This is a genomic window from Ligilactobacillus hayakitensis DSM 18933 = JCM 14209 (assembly GCF_000615845.1).
Taxonomy (GTDB): Bacteria; Bacillota; Bacilli; order Lactobacillales; family Lactobacillaceae; genus Ligilactobacillus; species Ligilactobacillus hayakitensis.
In genome coordinates, this window is sequence record NZ_BAML01000013.1 from 1 (window position 1) to 18,720 (window position 18,720).

Annotated in this window: 32 protein-coding genes, 1 tRNA gene and 1 pseudogene; all 34 read left to right on the top strand. The window is 36.8% G+C overall.

Annotated elements, in window-relative coordinates:
* Positions 1 to 10 precede the first annotated feature (10 nt).
* The 34 genes and pseudogenes from JCM14209_RS04820 (at position 11) to truA (ending at position 18,667) form a co-directional block, all read left to right on the top strand.
* Positions 11 to 83 (top strand) — tRNA-Thr (locus JCM14209_RS04820).
* Positions 84 to 992: 909 nt separating this feature from the next.
* Positions 993 to 1,301, top strand: a complete 309-nt coding sequence (gene rpsJ / locus JCM14209_RS04830; RefSeq protein WP_004563872.1) for a 30S ribosomal protein S10 — start codon at positions 993 to 995, stop codon at positions 1,299 to 1,301.
* Positions 1,302 to 1,343: 42 nt separating this feature from the next.
* Complete coding sequence (rplC, locus tag JCM14209_RS04835; protein ID WP_025022438.1) at positions 1,344 to 1,967, top strand: 50S ribosomal protein L3; 624 nt, start codon at positions 1,344 to 1,346, stop codon at positions 1,965 to 1,967.
* Positions 1,968 to 1,990: 23 nt separating this feature from the next.
* Positions 1,991 to 2,614, top strand: coding sequence for a 50S ribosomal protein L4 (gene rplD / locus JCM14209_RS04840; RefSeq protein WP_025022439.1), 624 nt, complete (start codon positions 1,991 to 1,993; stop codon positions 2,612 to 2,614).
* Positions 2,614 to 2,898: a 50S ribosomal protein L23 gene (gene rplW / locus JCM14209_RS04845; protein WP_025022440.1), complete on the top strand. Its 285-nt coding sequence runs from the start codon at positions 2,614 to 2,616 to the stop codon at positions 2,896 to 2,898. Before rplD ends, rplW begins: the two co-directional genes overlap by 1 nt.
* Before the next feature lie 25 nt (positions 2,899 to 2,923).
* Positions 2,924 to 3,756, top strand: a pseudogene (rplB, locus tag JCM14209_RS09100) (50S ribosomal protein L2).
* Positions 3,757 to 3,813: 57 nt separating this feature from the next.
* Positions 3,814 to 4,095 carry a 30S ribosomal protein S19 gene (rpsS, locus tag JCM14209_RS04855; RefSeq protein ID WP_025022441.1) on the top strand — a complete coding sequence of 94 codons (282 nt, stop codon included), beginning with the start codon at positions 3,814 to 3,816 and terminating at the stop codon, positions 4,093 to 4,095.
* Between the two features lie 16 nt (positions 4,096 to 4,111).
* Positions 4,112 to 4,459 (top strand): 50S ribosomal protein L22, encoded by a 348-nt coding sequence (rplV, locus tag JCM14209_RS04860; protein WP_025022442.1) that lies wholly within the window; start codon positions 4,112 to 4,114, stop codon positions 4,457 to 4,459.
* A gap of 13 nt (positions 4,460 to 4,472) precedes the next feature.
* Positions 4,473 to 5,129: a 30S ribosomal protein S3 gene (gene rpsC / locus JCM14209_RS04865; RefSeq protein ID WP_025022443.1), complete on the top strand. Its 657-nt coding sequence runs from the start codon at positions 4,473 to 4,475 to the stop codon at positions 5,127 to 5,129.
* A gap of 3 nt (positions 5,130 to 5,132) precedes the next feature.
* On the top strand, positions 5,133 to 5,567 hold the full coding sequence (rplP, locus tag JCM14209_RS04870) for a 50S ribosomal protein L16 (protein ID WP_025022444.1): 435 nt from the start codon (positions 5,133 to 5,135) through the stop codon (positions 5,565 to 5,567).
* On the top strand, positions 5,557 to 5,751 hold the full coding sequence (rpmC, locus tag JCM14209_RS04875; RefSeq protein WP_025022445.1) for a 50S ribosomal protein L29: 195 nt from the start codon (positions 5,557 to 5,559) through the stop codon (positions 5,749 to 5,751). Before rplP ends, rpmC begins: the two co-directional genes overlap by 11 nt.
* Positions 5,752 to 5,775: 24 nt before the next feature.
* Positions 5,776 to 6,042 carry a 30S ribosomal protein S17 gene (gene rpsQ / locus JCM14209_RS04880; protein ID WP_025022446.1) on the top strand — a complete coding sequence of 89 codons (267 nt, stop codon included), beginning with the start codon at positions 5,776 to 5,778 and terminating at the stop codon, positions 6,040 to 6,042.
* A 73-nt stretch (positions 6,043 to 6,115) separates the two neighbouring features.
* A complete protein-coding gene (rplN, locus tag JCM14209_RS04885) occupies positions 6,116 to 6,484 on the top strand; it encodes a 50S ribosomal protein L14 (protein WP_003701315.1) in 369 nt (122 codons plus the stop codon).
* Positions 6,485 to 6,517: 33 nt separating this feature from the next.
* Complete coding sequence (rplX, locus tag JCM14209_RS04890; RefSeq protein ID WP_025022447.1) at positions 6,518 to 6,823, top strand: 50S ribosomal protein L24; 306 nt, start codon at positions 6,518 to 6,520, stop codon at positions 6,821 to 6,823.
* A 25-nt stretch (positions 6,824 to 6,848) separates the two neighbouring features.
* Positions 6,849 to 7,391, top strand: a complete 543-nt coding sequence (gene rplE, locus JCM14209_RS04895; RefSeq protein ID WP_025022448.1) for a 50S ribosomal protein L5 — start codon at positions 6,849 to 6,851, stop codon at positions 7,389 to 7,391.
* Positions 7,392 to 7,403: 12 nt separating this feature from the next.
* Positions 7,404 to 7,589 (top strand): type Z 30S ribosomal protein S14, encoded by a 186-nt coding sequence (locus tag JCM14209_RS04900; protein WP_025022449.1) that lies wholly within the window; start codon positions 7,404 to 7,406, stop codon positions 7,587 to 7,589.
* Positions 7,590 to 7,622: 33 nt separating this feature from the next.
* Positions 7,623 to 8,021, top strand: coding sequence for a 30S ribosomal protein S8 (gene rpsH, locus JCM14209_RS04905; RefSeq protein WP_025022450.1), 399 nt, complete (start codon positions 7,623 to 7,625; stop codon positions 8,019 to 8,021).
* Between the two features lie 31 nt (positions 8,022 to 8,052).
* On the top strand, positions 8,053 to 8,589 hold the full coding sequence (gene rplF, locus JCM14209_RS04910) for a 50S ribosomal protein L6 (protein ID WP_025022451.1): 537 nt from the start codon (positions 8,053 to 8,055) through the stop codon (positions 8,587 to 8,589).
* A gap of 36 nt (positions 8,590 to 8,625) precedes the next feature.
* Entirely contained in the window at positions 8,626 to 8,991 is a 366-nt protein-coding gene (rplR, locus tag JCM14209_RS04915) for a 50S ribosomal protein L18 (RefSeq protein ID WP_035519966.1), read from the top strand.
* 21 nt (positions 8,992 to 9,012) lie between these two features.
* Positions 9,013 to 9,513 carry a 30S ribosomal protein S5 gene (gene rpsE / locus JCM14209_RS04920; RefSeq protein WP_025022453.1) on the top strand — a complete coding sequence of 167 codons (501 nt, stop codon included), beginning with the start codon at positions 9,013 to 9,015 and terminating at the stop codon, positions 9,511 to 9,513.
* Positions 9,514 to 9,528: 15 nt separating this feature from the next.
* On the top strand, positions 9,529 to 9,711 hold the full coding sequence (gene rpmD / locus JCM14209_RS04925; protein WP_025022454.1) for a 50S ribosomal protein L30: 183 nt from the start codon (positions 9,529 to 9,531) through the stop codon (positions 9,709 to 9,711).
* Between the two features lie 33 nt (positions 9,712 to 9,744).
* Positions 9,745 to 10,179, top strand: a complete 435-nt coding sequence (rplO, locus tag JCM14209_RS04930) for a 50S ribosomal protein L15 (RefSeq protein WP_025022455.1) — start codon at positions 9,745 to 9,747, stop codon at positions 10,177 to 10,179.
* A gap of 2 nt (positions 10,180 to 10,181) precedes the next feature.
* Entirely contained in the window at positions 10,182 to 11,480 is a 1,299-nt protein-coding gene (gene secY, locus JCM14209_RS04935; RefSeq protein ID WP_025022456.1) for a preprotein translocase subunit SecY, read from the top strand.
* A 139-nt stretch (positions 11,481 to 11,619) separates the two neighbouring features.
* Positions 11,620 to 12,279, top strand: a complete 660-nt coding sequence (locus tag JCM14209_RS04940; RefSeq protein ID WP_025022457.1) for an adenylate kinase — start codon at positions 11,620 to 11,622, stop codon at positions 12,277 to 12,279.
* Positions 12,280 to 12,520: 241 nt separating this feature from the next.
* Complete coding sequence (infA, locus tag JCM14209_RS04945) at positions 12,521 to 12,739, top strand: translation initiation factor IF-1 (RefSeq protein WP_003689399.1); 219 nt, start codon at positions 12,521 to 12,523, stop codon at positions 12,737 to 12,739.
* A gap of 35 nt (positions 12,740 to 12,774) precedes the next feature.
* Positions 12,775 to 12,888 carry a 50S ribosomal protein L36 gene (gene rpmJ, locus JCM14209_RS04950; protein WP_025022458.1) on the top strand — a complete coding sequence of 38 codons (114 nt, stop codon included), beginning with the start codon at positions 12,775 to 12,777 and terminating at the stop codon, positions 12,886 to 12,888.
* 25 nt (positions 12,889 to 12,913) lie between these two features.
* The gene (gene rpsM / locus JCM14209_RS04955) at positions 12,914 to 13,279 is read left to right on the top strand and encodes a 30S ribosomal protein S13 (protein ID WP_025022459.1); all 366 of its coding nucleotides are present in this window, start codon (positions 12,914 to 12,916) and stop codon (positions 13,277 to 13,279) included.
* 33 nt (positions 13,280 to 13,312) lie between these two features.
* Positions 13,313 to 13,699, top strand: a complete 387-nt coding sequence (gene rpsK / locus JCM14209_RS04960; protein WP_003701334.1) for a 30S ribosomal protein S11 — start codon at positions 13,313 to 13,315, stop codon at positions 13,697 to 13,699.
* Positions 13,700 to 13,781: 82 nt separating this feature from the next.
* Complete coding sequence (locus JCM14209_RS04965) at positions 13,782 to 14,726, top strand: DNA-directed RNA polymerase subunit alpha (protein ID WP_025022460.1); 945 nt, start codon at positions 13,782 to 13,784, stop codon at positions 14,724 to 14,726.
* Between the two features lie 31 nt (positions 14,727 to 14,757).
* Positions 14,758 to 15,135: a 50S ribosomal protein L17 gene (gene rplQ / locus JCM14209_RS04970; RefSeq protein WP_025022461.1), complete on the top strand. Its 378-nt coding sequence runs from the start codon at positions 14,758 to 14,760 to the stop codon at positions 15,133 to 15,135.
* A 303-nt stretch (positions 15,136 to 15,438) separates the two neighbouring features.
* Positions 15,439 to 16,269 (top strand): energy-coupling factor ABC transporter ATP-binding protein, encoded by an 831-nt coding sequence (locus JCM14209_RS04975; protein ID WP_025022462.1) that lies wholly within the window; start codon positions 15,439 to 15,441, stop codon positions 16,267 to 16,269.
* A complete protein-coding gene (locus tag JCM14209_RS04980; protein ID WP_035519968.1) occupies positions 16,254 to 17,114 on the top strand; it encodes an energy-coupling factor transporter ATPase in 861 nt (286 codons plus the stop codon). Before JCM14209_RS04975 ends, JCM14209_RS04980 begins: the two co-directional genes overlap by 16 nt.
* On the top strand, positions 17,107 to 17,904 hold the full coding sequence (locus tag JCM14209_RS04985) for an energy-coupling factor transporter transmembrane component T family protein (RefSeq protein ID WP_025022464.1): 798 nt from the start codon (positions 17,107 to 17,109) through the stop codon (positions 17,902 to 17,904). The genes JCM14209_RS04980 and JCM14209_RS04985 overlap by 8 nt, the downstream gene beginning before the upstream one ends.
* Before the next feature lie 10 nt (positions 17,905 to 17,914).
* Entirely contained in the window at positions 17,915 to 18,667 is a 753-nt protein-coding gene (truA, locus tag JCM14209_RS04990; RefSeq protein WP_025022465.1) for a tRNA pseudouridine(38-40) synthase TruA, read from the top strand.
* Positions 18,668 to 18,720 lie beyond the last annotated feature (53 nt).

Below are 18,720 nucleotides of genomic sequence, written 5' to 3' on the forward strand. Positions count from 1 at the left end.
TTTATATTTTGCCGGTTTAGCTCAGTTGGTAGAGCAACGGTATCGTAAACCGTGGGTCACAGGTTCAAGTCCTGCAACCGGCATAGGTTGTGAATGACACATGGTAAAAGGATGTTACTTTTTAGTAGCATCCTTTTTTTGTGGTTTTATAATAGGATCTTTATCAATTAATACTGACAAAAAAATTAAAAATTTTCAAAAAGCAACAGTTGAGTAGATTGTAAAACAAGCTGCCTAACTGTTGCTTTTTGAATTGAGATTAAAAAAATTTTACAATATTAGCAAAAATAAACGACTAAAATATAAGAAAAAAGATAAAAATTGAAACTTCTATCAAAAAGAAGTGACGTTGATTTATCGAAAAAGAATTAGCTCCTTCTAAATCCAAAGATAAGAATCAAAATAATAGGCGGAAGAATATAATTATTACGAAAGATAAAAATAATAATAATCAATGAAAAAAAAACGCGATAGTGTTCAAAAAATTTCAAAGAAAGTGAATGTAAAAATAGTGAATTTCATCTATAATATGTAGGAAATAAACTTCAATGTAAGAAATAAAATTTAATTGTTGAAGAACAGTTGAAACGATAAGTGCCAAAAGAAAATTAATAATGAAAAGACGATAGAAAAAGAAATGAGAACAAAAAATTAAATAATGTGGAAATTTATAATAACAAAATAGCTGAGTTCGTCGATATCTAATGCATAAACTAAAGAACGTTAAAAATATGACGAGTAAAAAAATTAAGAAAGAATCAGTTTATAAAAAGAAAACAAAAAAACTTAAAGAAAATCAAAAAAACACTTGATTAAATCTTCAAAATATAATATTATAGAAAAGTACTTGTGCAAGGGACAAGTACAGTTTAGTTGTTTAATTAAAGCATTGATGTGGAAGGTTGCGACACACCCGGCCGCTTTGCCACGAGTGGATCGGTAATTTCCACGGAGCTAGTCTTATTTTCAAAATAGACGAAGGAGGGAAAATGATGGCAAAACAAAAAATTCGTATTCGTTTAAAAGCATACGAACACCGCATTTTAGATCAATCTGCAGATAAGATTGTTGAAACAGCAAAGAGAACAGGTGCTACAATTTCAGGTCCTATTCCATTGCCTACAGAACGCACTCTTTATACAGTGATCCGTTCACCACACAAGTACAAGGATTCACGTGAACAATTTGAAATGCGTACTCACAAACGTTTGATTGACATCGTTAATCCAACACCTAAGACAGTTGACTCATTAATGAAGCTTGACTTACCATCTGGTGTTGATATCGAAATCAAACTTTAATCATTTTATTTAAATTAAAACAATTATATTGGAGGTGTACTCATGACCACAAAAGGAATCTTAGGTAGAAAAGTAGGTATGACACAAGTCTTTACTGAAAACGGTGAATTAGTTCCTGTAACAGTTGTTAAAGTTGATTCTAACGTTGTATTACAAGTTAAAACAATGGAAAACGACGGTTACGAAGCTATTCAATTAGGTTTCGAAGACTTACGTGAAGTTTTAACAAACAAACCTGCTAAAGGTCATGCAGCAAAAGCAAATACTACTCCTAAGCGCTTCGTTCGTGAAATCCGCGATGTTGAGCTTGGAGAATACAACGTCGGAGACGAAATCAAGGCAGATATTTTCGAAGCCGGTGAATTCGTGGATGTTACAGGTACGTCTAAAGGACATGGTTTCCAAGGATCTATCAAACGTAATGGTCAACACCGTGGACCTATGGCTCACGGTTCTCGTTACCATCGTCGTCCAGGTTCTATGGGTGTTATTATTAACCGTGTTATGAAGGGTAAATTACTCCCAGGACGTATGGGTGGCAACAGAGTTACGATCCAAAACTTGGAAATCGTTAAAGCTGATACAGACAATGGTGTACTTTTGATTAAGGGTAATGTACCAGGTGCAAACAAATCCTTAGTAACAATCAAGAGTACTGTAAAATAATCGAGGAAGGGAGGAAATAATACATGCCAACAGTTGCATTATTCAAACAAGATGGTAGCAAAAACGGTGACGTACAATTAAACGACGCAGTTTTTGGTATCGAACCAAACAACAATGTTGTTTTTGATGCAGTTATCATGCAACGTGCATCATTACGTCAAGGAACACATGCTGTAAAGAACAGAAGTGCCGTTCGCGGTGGTGGTCGTAAGCCATGGCGTCAAAAGGGTACAGGTCGTGCTCGTCAAGGTTCAATCCGTTCACCACAATGGGTTGGTGGTGGTACTGTTTTCGGTCCAACACCTCGCTCATACAGCTACAAACTTCCACGCAAAGTTCGTCGCTTAGCAATCAAGTCAGTACTTTCACAAAAAGTTCTTGACAACAGCTTTGTAGTAGTTGATTCATTAAGTTTCGACGCTCCAAAGACAAAAGAATTTGCTCAAGTATTGAGTAACTTAGATGTTAATACAAAAGTGTTAGTAGTTCTTGAAGATGACAATACAACAGCAGCATTAGCAGCACGTAACTTAAAGAACGTTACAGTAATTCCTGCTAAAGGTTTAAATGTATTAGATGTTATCAATAATGATAAATTAGTCATCACTCAAGGAGCTCTTTCTCAAGTAGAGGAGGTTCTTGCATAATGGAATCACGCGATGTAATTTTACGTCCAGTTATCACAGAAGCTTCAATCGCTGAAATGGACAATAAGCGTTACACATTCGACGTTGACACACGCGCAACAAAGACTCAAGTTAAACTTGCAGTTGAAGACATCTTTGATGTTAAAGTTGCTAAAGTAAACGTTATGAATGTTAAAGGTAAGAAGAAACGTATGGGTCGTTACGAAGGTTACACTAAGAAACGTCGTAAGGCTATCGTTACTTTAACTGCCGAATCAAAAGAAATTAAATTATTTGAAGATTAATAATTTGTAATAGGAGGAAAACACTGTGGGGATCAAAAAATTCAAACCAACCACTAATGGTCGTCGTAATATGACTGGTTCTGATTTTGCTGAAATCACAAAGACAACACCTGAAAAGTCTTTAGTTGTTTCATTAAGCAAAACAGCTGGTCGTAACAGTTACGGCCGTATCACAGTTCGTCACCGTGGTGGTGGACACAAACGTAAATACCGTTTGATCGACTTCAAGCGTGTTAAAGATAACGTACCTGCAACTGTTAAAGCAATCGAATATGATCCAAACCGTTCAGCAAACATCGCTTTAATCGTTTACGCTGATGGTGTTAAATCATACATCCTTGCTCCTAAAGGCTTAAAAGTAGGTCAAGTTGTTGAATCAGGTACAGATGTAGATATTAAGGTAGGTAACACATTACCACTTGCAAACATTCCTGTTGGTTCTGTTATCCACAATATCGAATTAAAACCAGGTAAGGGTGGACAATTAGTTCGTTCTGCTGGTACATCAGCACAATTGCTTGGTAAGGAAGACAAGTACGCAATCGTTCGTTTAACTTCTGGTGAAGTTCGTATGATTCTTGTTACTTGCCGTGCTACAATTGGTGCTGTTGGTAATGAACAACACGAATTAATTAAAGTAGGTAAGGCTGGTCGCTCACGTTGGCAGGCAAGCGTCCTCAATCTCGTGGTTCTGTAATGAACCCTAACGATCACCCTCACGGTGGTGGTGAAGGTAAGGCTCCTGTTGGTCGTCCAAGTCCTATGTCTCCATGGGGTAAGAAGACTACAGGTCTTAAGACTCGTTCTAAGAAAGCTAGATCAAACAAATTTATCGTACGTAGCCGTAAGAAGAAATAATTATTTAGGTAAAGTTGCTTAAATAATTGCTATTCGAGTCCGAAGGGAGGATTACAATTGAGTCGTAGTTTGAAAAAAGGACCTTTCGTCGATGAACATTTGATGAAAAAGGTTGAAGCACAAGCTGATCAAGAAAAGAAATCAGTAATCAAGACATGGTCACGTCGTTCTACAATTTTCCCAAGTTTCATTGGATACACTATTGCAGTACACGACGGCCGTAAGCATGTGCCAGTTTATGTTCAAGAAGATATGGTTGGACATAAGTTAGGTGAATTCGTGCCAACTCGTACATTCCATGGTCATGGTAATGACGATAAGAAGACTGGCGTAAGATAGTAAGGGAGGATTTAAAATGGCTGAACAAGTTACATCAGCAAAAGCAACTGCCAAGACAGTTCGAATCCCTGCACGTAAAGCACGTCTAGTGATCGATCTTATCCGTGGTAAGAGTGTTGCTGAAGCATTTGGTATCTTGAACTTTACACCAAGATCAGGTGCTTACTTAATCGAAAAAGTATTAAAATCTGCTGTAGCAAACGCAGAAAACAATTTTGACTTAGATGTTGAAGATTTGTATGTAAGCGAAGCATTTGTTAACGAAGGACCAACTTTAAAACGTTTCCGTCCTCGTGCAAAGGGTTCTGCTTCTCCAATCAACAAACGTACAAGCCACATTACAGTTGTGGTATCAGTTAAATAAGGAGGGATAACGCGTGGGTCAAAAAGTAAATCCAACAGGTTTACGTGTCGGAGTCATTCGTGATTGGGACGCAAAATGGTATGCTGAAAAAGATTTTGCTGCTAACTTACACGAAGATTTACGTGTACGTAAATACATTGAAAGCAAATTAGCCGACGCTTCTGTTTCAACTATTGAAATCGAACGTGCAGCAAAACGCGTTAACATTTCTATCCACACTGCTAAACCAGGTATGGTTATCGGTAAAGGTGGATCTGAAGTTGAAAAACTTCGTAAAGAATTAAATAACTTAACAGGCAAGCGTGTACACATTAACATCGTTGAAATCAAGAAACCTGATTTAGATGCTAAATTAGTTGGTGAAAACATTGCTGCACAATTGGAAAACCGTGTTGCTTTCCGTCGTGCTATGAAGCAAGCTATCCAACGTACAATGCGTGCTGGTGCACAAGGTATCAAGGTACAAGTTGCTGGTCGTTTAAACGGGGCAGATATGTCACGTGTTGAACGTTTCTCAGAAGGAACTGTTCCATTGCATACTTTACGTGCAGATATTGATTATTCATGGGTTGAAGCTCACACAACATACGGTAAATTAGGTATTAAGACTTGGATCTACCGTGGTGAAGTTTTACCTGCAAAGAAAGAAAACAGTAAAGGAGGGAAATAATCTATGTTAGTACCAAAGCGTGTTAAACACCGTCGTGAATTCCGTGGTAAGATGCGTGGCGAAGCTAAAGGTGGTAAAGAAGTAACATTCGGTACATACGGTATCCAAGCGTTAGAATCACACTGGATTACAAACCGTCAAATCGAAGCTGCTCGTATCGCTATGACTCGTTACATGAAGCGTGGTGGGAAAGTTTGGATTAAGATTTTCCCTCACAAATCATACACAGCAAAAGCTATTGGTGTTCGTATGGGTTCTGGTAAAGGTGCTCCTGAAGGTTGGGTTGCTCCAGTTAAACGTGGTAAGGTAATGTTCGAAATTGCTGGCGTTTCTGAAGAAGTAGCTCGTGAAGCTTTACGTTTAGCATCACACAAGCTCCCAGTGAAAACTAAGTTTGTAAAACGTGAGGAAGTAGGTGGCGAATCAAATGAAGGCTAAAGAAATTACTGAATTAACCACTGCTGAAATGCTTGAAAAAGAAAAGCAATTCAAAGAAGAATTATTCAACTTACGCTTCCAATTAGCTACCGGTCAATTAGAAAATACTGCTCGCTTAAAAGAAGTGCGTAAGAACATTGCACGTATTAAAACTGCATTACGTCAACAAGAATTAAACAAATAGAATACGAAAAGGAGGCTAATCGCGATGAGTGAAAGTCGTAACCAACGCAAGGTCTATCAAGGACGTGTCGTTTCTGACAAGATGGATAAAACTATCACAGTTGTCGTTGAAACTTACAAGAATCATAAAGTTTACGGCAAACGTGTTAAGTACTCAAAGAAATTTTATGCACATGACGAAAACAACGAAGCAAAAGTTGGCGATATCGTTAAAATCATGGAAACTCGCCCATTGTCAGCTACAAAACGTTTCCGTTTATTAGAAATCGTTGAAAAAGCAGTTATTTTATAATATTAACTCGTATTTAAAATAACATTTGCACTGATTCGTATTCTGATCTAATAACGAAAGGAGGACACATACTGTGATCCAACAAGAGAGTCGTTTAAAAGTCGCTGATAACTCTGGTGCTCGTGAAATTTTAGTAATTAAAATTTTAGGTGGTTCCCGTGTAAAGACTGCAAATATCGGTGACATCATTGTTGCTACTGTAAAACAAGCAACACCAGGTGGCGTTGTCAAAAAAGGTGACGTTGTTAAGGCTGTTGTTGTACGTACTAAGTACGGTACACACCGTCCAGATGGTTCATACATCAAATTTGATGAAAACGCTGCTGTAATTATTGGTGAAGATAAATCACCTAAGGGTACACGTATCTTCGGGCCAGTTGCTCGTGAATTACGTGACGGAAACTTCATGAAGATCGTTTCCTTAGCACCTGAAGTATTATAATCAACAAACGTAGGTAAGGAGGTGCGAAGAATAATGTTCATCAAGAAAAATGATAAGGTTAAAGTGATCGCTGGTAAGGACAAAGGTAAGGAAGGTACTGTAGAAAAAGTATTCCCTGCTAACGACCGTGTGATCGTTAAAGGTATCAATATCGTTAAGAAACACCAAAAACCAACTAACGCTAACCCAAATGGTGGTATCGTTGAAGTTGAAGCACCAATCCACGTTTCTAACGTAATGTTGATTGATCCTTCTAACAACGAAGCTACTCGTGTTAGTTTTAAAGTAGTAGACGGTAAGAAAGTCCGTGTTTCTAAAAAAACAGGTGAAACTTTATAATTAACGAAAGGAGGATACTTTCTTCATGGTTAACCGTTTAAAAGAAAAATACAAAAATGAAATCGTTCCATCATTGATGGAAAAATTTAATTACTCATCAATCATGCAAGCACCAAAAGTTGAAAAGATTGTTATCAACATGGGTGTTGGTGATGCAGTAAGTAACGCTAAACGTTTAGACGAAGCAGTTGACGAATTAACTTTGATTGCTGGTCAAAAACCAGTTATTACTAAAGCTAAGAAATCAATCGCTGGTTTCCGTTTACGTGAAGGTATGGCTATTGGTACAAAGGTTACATTACGTGGTGAACGTATGTACGACTTCTTAGACAAGTTAGTATCAGTATCATTACCTCGTGTTCGTGATTTCCACGGTGTAAGCAAGCGTGCCTTTGACGGTCGTGGTAACTACACTTTGGGTATTCGTGAACAATTAATCTTCCCTGAAATTGACTTTGATGATGTTAACAAAGTTCGCGGTATGGACATTGTTATCGTTACAACAGCAAATACAGACGAAGAATCAAAAGAATTGTTAACACAACTTGGAATGCCATTCGCTAAATAAGGGGGTTTCACATTGGCTAAAAAGTCACAAGTCGCAAAGAATAAGCGTCCAGCTAAGTTCTCAACTCAAGAATATTCACGTTGTGAACGTTGTGGTCGTCCACATTCTGTATATCGTAAATTCAAGTTATGCCGTGTTTGCCTACGTGAACTTGCTCATAAGGGTCAAATCCCTGGCATGAAGAAGGCTAGCTGGTAATCCATTTAGATAAGTAAAGGAGGCAAACGAACAATGGTCATGACTGATCCAATCGCAGACTTCTTAACACGCATTCGTAACGCTAACTTAGCAAAACACGAATCATTAGAAGTACCTGCATCAAAAATCAAACGTGACATCGCAGAAATTCTTAAAAATGAAGGTTTCGTTCGCGATGTAGAATACATCGATGATGACAAACAAGGAATCATTCGCGTATTCTTGAAGTACGGTAAGGATAACGAACGTGTTATTTCAGGTATCCGTCGTATTTCAAAACCAGGTTTACGTTCATATGTAAAAGCTGATGCTGTTCCTAAAGTATTAAATGGTTTAGGAATTGCTATTATCTCAACTTCTGAAGGTGTTATCACTGATAAAGAAGCTCGTGCCAAGAAAATTGGTGGCGAAGTATTAGCTTACATCTGGTAATTTTTATTATTAAATAAGGAGGTGTCTATCAGTGTCTCGTATTGGTTATAAAGTAGTTGACTTGCCAGAAGGCGTTGAAGTAAAACAAGACGGTAATTTTGTAACTGTTAAAGGACCTAAGGGTGAATTAACACGTGAATTTTCTGACAAGATCTCTATGAACATTGAAGGTAACACAGTTACTTTTGAACGTTCAGCAGAAGATAACAAAACTAAAGCTTTACATGGTACAACACGTTCAAACTTCAACAACATGGTTGTTGGTGTAACAGAAGGTTACAAGAAAGAACTTGAACTTCGTGGTGTTGGTTACCGTGCACAAATGAAGGGTAAAACTCTCGTATTAAACGTTGGTTACTCACACCCTGTTGAATTTGAAGAAGAAGAAGGTATCACTTTTGAAGCACCTTCAGCTACTTCAGTTGTTGTTTCAGGTATCAACAAAGAAGTTGTTGGTGACTGTGCAGCACGTATCCGCGCAGTTCGCGCTCCAGAACCTTACAAAGGTAAAGGTATTCGTTACGTTGGCGAATATGTACGTCGTAAGGAAGGTAAGACTGGTAAATAATCAAGCAGCATAAATGCTGACAAATTAATCTAAGAGGTGAAAATTGTGATTTCAAAACCAGATAAGAATAAGACACGTCAAAAACGTCATGCACGTGTCCGTGGTAAAATCTCTGGTACTGCTGAGTGCCCACGCTTAAATGTTTATCGTTCAAACAAAAACATCTACGCTCAAGTTATTGATGACGTAGCGGGTGTGACGCTAGTTAGTGCCTCTACTTTAGACAGCGAAGTAAGTGGCAACACAAAGACTGAACAAGCCGTTTCAGTTGGTGCTGTTGTTGCAAAACGTGCTGCAGATAAGGGTATCAAAGAAGTTGTATTTGACCGTGGCGGATACCTATATCATGGTCGTGTACAAGCTTTAGCTGAAGCTGCACGCGAAAATGGTTTAGACTTTTAGGAAAAGGAGGAAATAACGTTTATGGCTTTTATTGATCCAGCTCAATTAGAATTAGAAGATCGCGTTGTTGCGATTAACCGTATCACTAAAGTTGTTAAAGGTGGACGTCGTCTTCGCTTTGCTGCTTTAGTAGTTGTTGGTGACCACAACGGCCACGTAGGTTTTGGTACTGGTAAAGCTCAAGAAGTGCCAGAAGCAATCCGTAAGGCTGTTGAAGCTGCTCGTAAGAACTTAATCGAAGTTCCTACAGTTGGAACAACACTTCCTCACGAAGTTATTGGTCAATACAGTGGTAGTCGTATTATGTTGAAACCAGCTATTGCCGGTTCTGGGGTTGCTGCAGGTGGTGCAGTTCGTGCCGTTATGGAACTTGCTGGTATCGCTGACGTTACAAGTAAATCATTAGGTTCAAACACACCTGTTAACGTTGTACGCGCTACATTTGATGGTTTAGTTAATATGAAAGATGCTGAAAGCGTAGCTAAGTTACGTGGAGTATCTCTTCAACATTTAGCAGAATAATAGGAGGACAAATTCATGGCTAAATTAAAAGTTACTTTAATTCACTCTGTCATTGGACGTCCTCAAAAGCAACGCAAGATCGTTGAAGGTTTAGGCCTTAAGCGTATCAACAGTTCAGTTGTTGTTCCTGACAACGCTGCAATGCGCGGTGCTATTATGAAAATCAACCATTTAGTGGACGTTGAATTGGCAAAATAGTTAATAATGTGTTAATAAGGAGGTGCCAACCTAATGAAGTTGCATGAATTACAACCTGCTGAAGGCTCACGTCAAGTACGTAATCGTGTTGGTCGTGGTACTTCATCTGGTAACGGTAAAACTGCTGGCCGTGGTCAAAAAGGTCAAAAGGCTCGTAGTAAAGTACGTTTAGGTTTCGAAGGTGGACAAATGCCATTGTTCCGTCGTATGCCAAAACGTGGTTTCAAGAACATCAACCGCAAAGAATTTGCGATTGTTAACTTAGAAACTTTAAACAAATTCGAAGATGGTGCTGAAGTAACTCCAGCATTATTAGTAGAAGCAGGTATCGTTAAAGATGAAAAAGACGGTATCAAAGTTCTTGGTAATGGTGAATTGAACAAGAAGCTTACTGTAAAGGCAAGCAAGTTCTCTGCATCAGCTAAGGAAGCTATCGAATCAAAAGGCGGTAAAGCTGAGGTGATCTAATCATGCTTAAGACAATGAAGAATGCCTTTGCCGTGAAAGAGATTCGTAAAAAAATCTTATTTACCTTAGGTGTCTTGATTGTATTTCGCTTAGGCACTTATATCACTGTCCCTGGGATCAATGCTAAAGCTCTGCAAAGCATTGCATCTTCAGGGTTAATTAATATCTTGAACACTTTTAGTGGTGGGGGATTAACTAACTATTCTCTCTTTGCTATGGGGGTTTCTCCATACATTACTGCGCAAATTGTTGTGCAGCTGCTTCAAATGGATATTGTTCCTCGCTTTGTTGAATGGAGTAAACAAGGGGAAGTAGGTCGTAGAAAGTTAAACCAAGTAACGAGATATCTAACAATTATTTTAGCCTTTATTCAATCTGTAGCTATTACGGCTGGATTTAACGCTTTAAGTAGTTTAAATCTTGTTGAAGATCCTAGCCCTAAAACGTTTATAATTATTGGTATTATCTTAACAGGTGGTACGATGTTTACAACGTGGTTAGGTGACATGATTACAGATCGTGGCTTGGGTAATGGTATCTCCATGATTATCATGGCTGGTATTTTATCTCGTGTTCCTAGTGGTATTGCTGAAATCTACAATGAACAATTTTCTGGTGTTTCAAGTAGTGATATTTGGCAACCTATTACTTATATGGTAATCTTGTTGGTTATCGTTTTACTTATTGTGACATTTGTTACGTACGTAGAACAAGCTAGCTACAAGATTCCTATTCAATATACAAGACGTCTTGCTGGTGCAACTGACAGTTCATATTTACCTTTGAAGGTCAATGTTGCTGGGGTTATTCCTGTTATCTTTGCTAGTTCATTTATATCAGCACCCCAAACAATTTTGCTTGCGTTTACGCAAAATCACTCTGAAGATACTTGGTATAAAGTGATGTCAGACGTGTTTAATATGCAATCTGTTCCAGGAATGATTTTGTATACATTCTTGATTGTCGTCTTTACTTTCTTCTACGCTTTTGTACAAGTTAATCCAGAAAAACTTTCTGAAAACTTACAAAAGCAAGGAAGTTATATTCCTAGCGTTTGGCCTGGTAAAGAAACTGAAAAGTTCGTTTCTCGCTTAATTATGCGTTTAAGTACTGTAGGTTCGCTTTACCTAGGGTTAATTTCACTAATTCCTTTATTAGCCTCTGTGTTATGGGGATTAAATGAATCAATCGGTTTAGGTGGTACTAGTTTATTAATTGTTGTAGGTGTTACAATTCAAACACTTAACCAATTAAACGGTATGATGATGAAACAAGAATACGTAGGGTTTATTCGAAATTAAGATTGAGGTCAAATGTAAGATTTTAACTTGCATGAGGCAAAAAGAGGTTGAATTTTTATGTTCAACCTCTTTTTTTATGCAATCATGTAAGAAAATAGAGTATAATGTAAAAGTAATAAAATTTTTGGAGGATTTCATTATGGCAATGAATTTAATGTTAATGGGTTTACCAGGTGCTGGTAAAGGAACTCAAGCAGAACGAATCGTTGATGAATTCAAGATTCCACACATCTCAACAGGGGATATTTTCCGTGCAGCAATGAAAAATGGCACACCTATGGGATTAGAAGCTAAAAGCTACATCGATAAGGGAGAATTAGTACCTGACGAAGTTACAAATGGTATTGTGAAAGAACGTCTTTCAGAAGACGATACAAACGTAGGTTTCTTATTAGATGGATTTCCACGTAACATGGCTCAAGCTGAAGCTTTAGAAGTTATGGGTAAAGAATTAGGCAAATCATTAACTGCTGTTATTAACATCCACGTTGATCCAGAATCATTAATGGAACGTTTAACAGGTCGTTTTATTTGCCGTGATTGTGGAGCAACATATCACAAAGTATTTAATCCAACTAAAGAAGAAGGAAAATGTGACCGTTGTGGCGGTAGTGAATTCTTCCAACGTGAAGACGATAAGCCAGAAACAGTTAAGAACCGTTTAGATGTCAACATCAAGATGAATACACCATTATTAGACTTCTACAAGGAAAATGGTTTATTACACGAAGTTGATGGAAACCAAGATATCGAAAAAGTTTTCGCTGATGTAAAAGAAATTTTAGATAACTTAAAATAGATTTTGCTTAAAGACTTATTTCCAAAAAAATGGAGATAGGTCTTTTTTGTATTTTGAAAATTATTTTCTAAAAGGCTTGATTTCTTTTTAGTTACATGATAATATAATCAAGGTTTATCTTTTCAATAGGCTCATTTTGTCTATATGACAAGTGAACTTGCGGAAAAAGGTGGGACTCCAGGAAAGCTTCTCACATTTTTACGTGTAAAGTTTTAAAACCAATTTAAGGAGGTACTTTTGCGTGGCGAAAGATGATGTGATTGAAATTGAAGGTACGATCAAAGAAACGTTGCCAAATGCGATGTTCAAGGTTGAACTCGAAAATGGACATGAGATTTTAGCTCATGTTTCCGGAAAGATTAGGATGCACTATATCCGTATCCTTCCAGGAGACAAGGTTACGGTCGAAATGTCTCCTTACGATTTGACTAAGGGACGCATTACCTATCGCTTTAAATAGATTGTACTTCGAGAATACATTAGGAGGTATAATTCATGAAAGTAAGACCATCAGTTAAACCAATGTGCGAACATTGCAAAGTAATCAGACGTAAAGGTCGCGTTATGGTAATTTGCGATAACCCAAAGCACAAACAACGTCAAGGATAATAAATAATTAGGAGGTGTAATTGTAATGGCTCGTATTGCAGGTATCGATTTACCACGTGACAAACGTATCGTAATCGGATTAACTTACATTTATGGAATCGGTAATACAACTGCTCGCAAGATTTTAGCAGAAGCAGGTGTTTCTGAAGATGTTCGTGTACGTGACTTATCAGCTGATCAAGAAGATAAGATTCGTGCAGTTGTAGATAACTACAAGGTTGAAGGTGATCTTCGCCGTGAAGTTTCTATGAACATCAAACGTTTATCAGAAATTGGTTCTTACCGTGGCTTACGTCACCGTCGTCATTTACCAGTTCGCGGTCAAAATACTAAGAACAATGCGCGTACACGTAAAGGCCCAGCAGTTTCAATTGCAGGTAAGAAAAAATAATTAATTAAATTATAAAAGGAGGTTAGCTAGTTCATGGCAGTAAAGAAATCACGTAAGCGCCGTGTGAAAAAGAATATCGAAAGCGGTGTTGCACACATTCATTCAACATTTAACAATACACTTGTTATGATTACTGACGTTCATGGTAACGCAGTAGCATGGTCTTCAGCAGGTTCACTTGGCTTTAAGGGTTCACGTAAGTCAACTCCTTTCGCAGCTCAAATGGCTTCTGAAGCAGCTGCTAAGGGTGCTATGGAACATGGTATGAAGACAGTTGAAGTTGCAGTTAAGGGTCCTGGTTCAGGTCGTGAAGCAGCAATTCGTGCTCTTCAAACAACTGGTTTAGAAGTTACATCAATCAAGGATGTTACACCAGTTCCTCATAACGGATGCCGTCCTCCAAAACGCCGTCGTGTTTAATGTTGGTCAGTATTCATTTTGAGAAGACTCATAATGTTATAACCAAATTACACGTTACGTTTTGAAAGGGGTAAAGATAAGAATGATCGAATTTGAAAAACCAAAAATTCACCAAATCGAAGAAAGTGACAACTACGGAAAGTTTGTAGTTGAACCACTTGAACGTGGCTATGGTACTACTTTAGGAAATTCATTACGTCGAATTTTACTATCTTCATTACCAGGTGCCGCAATTACTGATGTTCAAATTGATGGAGTTCTTCATGAATTTTCAACTGTTGAAGGTGTTATTGAAGACGTTACAACTATCATTTTGAATTTGAAGAAGGTTGCTTTAAACATTTCTTCTGAAGAAGGACAAGCATTAGAAATTGATGTCAAAGGTCCGATGGAAGTAACTGCTGCTGATATTAAAGGTAACAGTGATGTTGAAGTGCTTAATCCAGAACAATACATTGCTACTGTCGCTGAAGGTGCTTCATTCCATGTTCGGATGAATGCTAACAAGGGTCGTGGTTATGTTTCTGCAAATGATAACAAGGAACTTGCTGGAGATATGCCAATTGGTGTATTACCAATCGACTCAATTTATACCCCGATCGAACGTGTCAACTACCAAGTAGAAAAAACACGTGTTGGTCAAAGAAATGATTTTGATAAATTAACTCTTGATGTGTGGACAAATGGTTCTATTTCACCAAGTGAAGCTATCAGTTTATCTGCTAAGATTCTTTCAGAACACTTATCATTGTTTGTTGATTTAACAGACGAAGCTAAGAACACTGAAATCATGGTGGAAAAAGAAGAAACACACAAAGAAAAAATGTTAGAAATGACAATTGAAGAGCTTGATTTATCAGTTCGTTCATACAATTGCTTAAAGCGTGCCGGTATCAATACAGTTCAAGAATTGACTAACAAGTCTGAAGCTGACATGATGAAGGTACGTAACTTAGGACGTAAGTCACTTGACGAAGTTAAGGCAAAATTAACTAAGTTAGGTTTATCATTACGTCAAGATGATTAGAAATTAATTACTAAAGGGAGGGAATTTATTCATGGCTTACCGTAAATTAGGGCGCACAAGTGCACACCGTAAAGCAATGTTACGTAACTTAACTACTGATTTGTTGGTTAACGAAAAAATCGTTACAACAGAAACACGTGCTAAAGAAGTACGTAAGTTTGCTGAAAAGATGATTACTTTAGGTAAAAAAGGTGATTTAGCTTCACGTCGTCGTGCTGCTGCTTTCGTTATGAACGTTGTTGCAGATTTCAACGAAGAAACAATGAAAGAACAATCAGCTTTACAAAAGTTATTTGATGATCTTGCACCACGCTTTGCAGAACGTAACGGTGGTTACACACGCATCCACAAGATGGAACAACGTCGTGGGGACGCTGCAAAAATGGTTGTGCTAGAATTAGTCGACTAAACTTTAGATAATTAAATATTATCAATTGTCACTTTTATGGCGATAATTGGGCGTTATGATGTTGGGATATTACCGAGTCTAGTCCAAAGTAGTAGTTCGCTACGAATCTTCGTCATAAAAAGTGATTTTTTTTTCAGAAGTATAATGTTGTTATTCTGATATAGTTTAAAGCATTCTACGAAAAGAGGATAGAGGAATCTATCCTCTTTTTTTGTAATTTTAAATTGACTAACAGCTAGAAAATGTAAATTGATGCTAGATATGTTATTATAGTCCTATATTTATATTAGAAAGGTAATTGAAATGGATAATAAAATTATTTCAATTGAGAATTTAAAATTCCAATATCCAAATCAAGATAATGTAATTTTAAATGATATCTCTTTTGATATTTTCAAAGGAGAATGGATTGCATTAATTGGACATAACGGCAGTGGGAAAAGTACCCTAGCACGCTTAATTGATGGACTTTTAAAGCCTTTAAGTGGAGAAATCATCGTTGATAATATCAATTTAAATTATGATACCTTATGGGACGTACGAGCTAAAATCGCTATGGTATTTCAAAATCCAGATAATCAATTTGTAGGTGCTGATGTGATGAGCGATATCGCATTTGGATTAGAAAACCGTGGGATTCCTCGAGAGGAAATGATTGTTCGTGTTAATGAAGCTTTGAAACTTGTTAATATGGAAAAATTTGCCGAGCATGATCCTAGTCATTTATCCGGTGGTCAAAAGCAACGGGTTGCTATTGCCAGTGCAATCGCACTTGAACCTGAAATAATTATCTTAGATGAGGCAACTAGTATGCTTGATCCTGAAGGACGAATTGAATTGATTAACTTAATTAATAAGTTACGAAAGGAAAAAAACTTTACTGTTATTTCTATTACTCATGACATTGATGAAGCAACATTGGCTGATCGGGTTCTTGTTTTAAATGATGGTGAAATAATAACTCAAGGCTCTCCAGCAGAAGTCTTTTATAATATTAACGAAATGAACACTTTAGGACTTGACATTCCTTACCCACAAAAAATAGCTAATGAGCTAAAAAAAAGGGGATACAAGGTACCAAATAAATATTTAACGAGAAGTGAGTTGATTGATTGGCTATGTCAATTAAATTAAATAATATTAGTTATTCATATGAAAGTGATACGCCTCTAGAGTATCAAGCTTTACATCAAATTAGTCTAGAAATTGATGATGGAAGTTATACCGCAATCGTTGGTCATACTGGAAGTGGTAAATCTACGCTTTTACAGCACTTTAACGGGCTTTTAAAGCCTAGTGAGGGATATTTATCGGTAAATGGTTTAAAGATTGATAAGGATACTAAAAATCGCGATTTAAATGCCTTACGTAAAGATGTTGGATTTATTTTTCAATTTCCAGAATCACAACTTTTTGAAGAAACGGTTATCAAAGATATTGCTTTTGCACCCAAAAATTTTGGAATGAGTGACCAACAGGCCAATGAAGTGGCAAAAAAAGCCGCTAAAATGGTGGGTTTATCAGAATCATTATTTGAAAAATCACCTTTTGAATTATCCGGTGGGCAAATGCGCCGCGTTGCAATTGCGGGAATTATTGCGATGCAACCTAAAATTTTAATTTTAGATGAACCAACTGCCGGTCTCGATCCAATTGGAAGAAAGCAAATCATGGATCTTTTTTATAAGTTACATCAAGAATATAAGATGACAATTATATTGGTAACTCATCAAATGAATGATGTTGCTGATTATGCAGATCATGTTATCGTGTTAGAAGATGGCAAAAAAATCGCTGACACAACGCCGCGTGAGCTATTTAAAAATAAACAATGGATAGTAAAACATCATCTTTCATTGCCACAAGCAATGGAATTTGCTTTTGAGCTTCAAGCTAAAGGGATTAATTTTGAAAAAATGCCCTTAACGCTAAGTGAATTAGTTGATGAATTAGAAAAGAGAGGAATACAACATGAATAAGTTATTATTAGGACGATATCTTAATGGAAACTCTTTAATTCATCGAATGGATCCACGTAGTAAATTGATGATGAGTTTTTATTTTATCTGTATTATTTTTTTAGCTAATAATTATATAACATACGCAATATTATTATTACTAGCCTTGTGTGGAATTGTGTTGTCAAAAATCAAAATAAGTTTCTTTTTTAAAGGAATCATCCCGTTAATATGGCTAATCTTATTTACTGTAGCGCTGCAAGTCTTTTTTACTCCTGGCGGACATGTAATTTGGAGCTATGGTCCACTTACGTTATCTAAAGCAGGGATAGTTAATGGGGTCTATGTCTTTTTTAGATTTGTGTTAATAATTGTCATGTCAACGTTATTGACGCTGACAACTGCCCCATTGGAAATTGCCGATGCGGTTGAAGCGTTAATCAAGCCACTAAGATATTTGAAAGTTCCGGTTCATGAAATTGCATTAATGTTATCAATTGCATTACGCTTTGTGCCAACTTTGATGGATGAGACGGTAAAAATTATGAACGCGCAAAAATCACGTGGGGTTAACTTCGGTGAAGGAAGCATAATTAGTCGCATTAAAGCTGTCATCCCAATTTTGATTCCATTATTTGTATCGGCATTTAATCGGGCGGAAGATTTAGCAGTAGCGATGGAAGCTCGTGGATATCGTGGTGGCGATGGACGAACAAAATTTAGAGTGATGAAGTGGCATCTACGAGATACAGGTTTAATTATTACTTTTATAATTATCACAATATTATTATTAATTTTTAGAAATTATTAGGAGGAAAATTGTGAGTCAACGATTTAAAATAACATTAGCATATGATGGAACAAATTTTGCTGGATTCCAAGCTCAACCTAATCAAAGAACGGTGCAATCGGTACTAGAAAAAGCTGTTAATAAAATGAGTAAATTAGATGATTATATTACGGTTCATGGATCAGGAAGAACTGATTCAGGGGTTCATGCTTTAGGACAAGTAGTGCATTTTGATTTTCCTCATGAAATGAGTGCCAATGGGATGCTAAGAGGATTAAATAGTATGTTGCCCCTTGATTGTGAAGTTAAAGCTTGTGAAATTGTCGATAAAGATTTTCATTCACGTTTTACAACTCATGGAAAGAGATATATGTATCGAGTTGCTAGAGGAGAATTTGTTAATCCGTTTAAGCGTAATTATACAGGTCATTATAAGTTTAAATTGGATGTTGAACGAATTAAACAAGCAATGCCAGATGTTGAAGGAACTCATGATTATTCAAGTTTTGTTGCTTCAGGAAGCCATGTAAAAAGTCATGTAAGAACAATTTATGAAGCAACAGTTAGAGAAGATAAAGAAAATGATGAAATTATTTTTGAATTCTTTGGCAATGGCTTTTTATATAATCAAGTTCGAATCATGGTAGCTGTATTGTTAGAAATAGGTAATGGTCGTCGTGATATTCATGATTTTTTACGTTTATACGAAGTTAAAGATCGAAATGAAGCACGTCAAACAGCGCCTGCAAGTGGGTTATATTTGAAGGAAGTTTATTACGATTGAAATTTTAAATTAGATTAAAAAACTCATTTAAAATATATTGACTAATTTGCTAT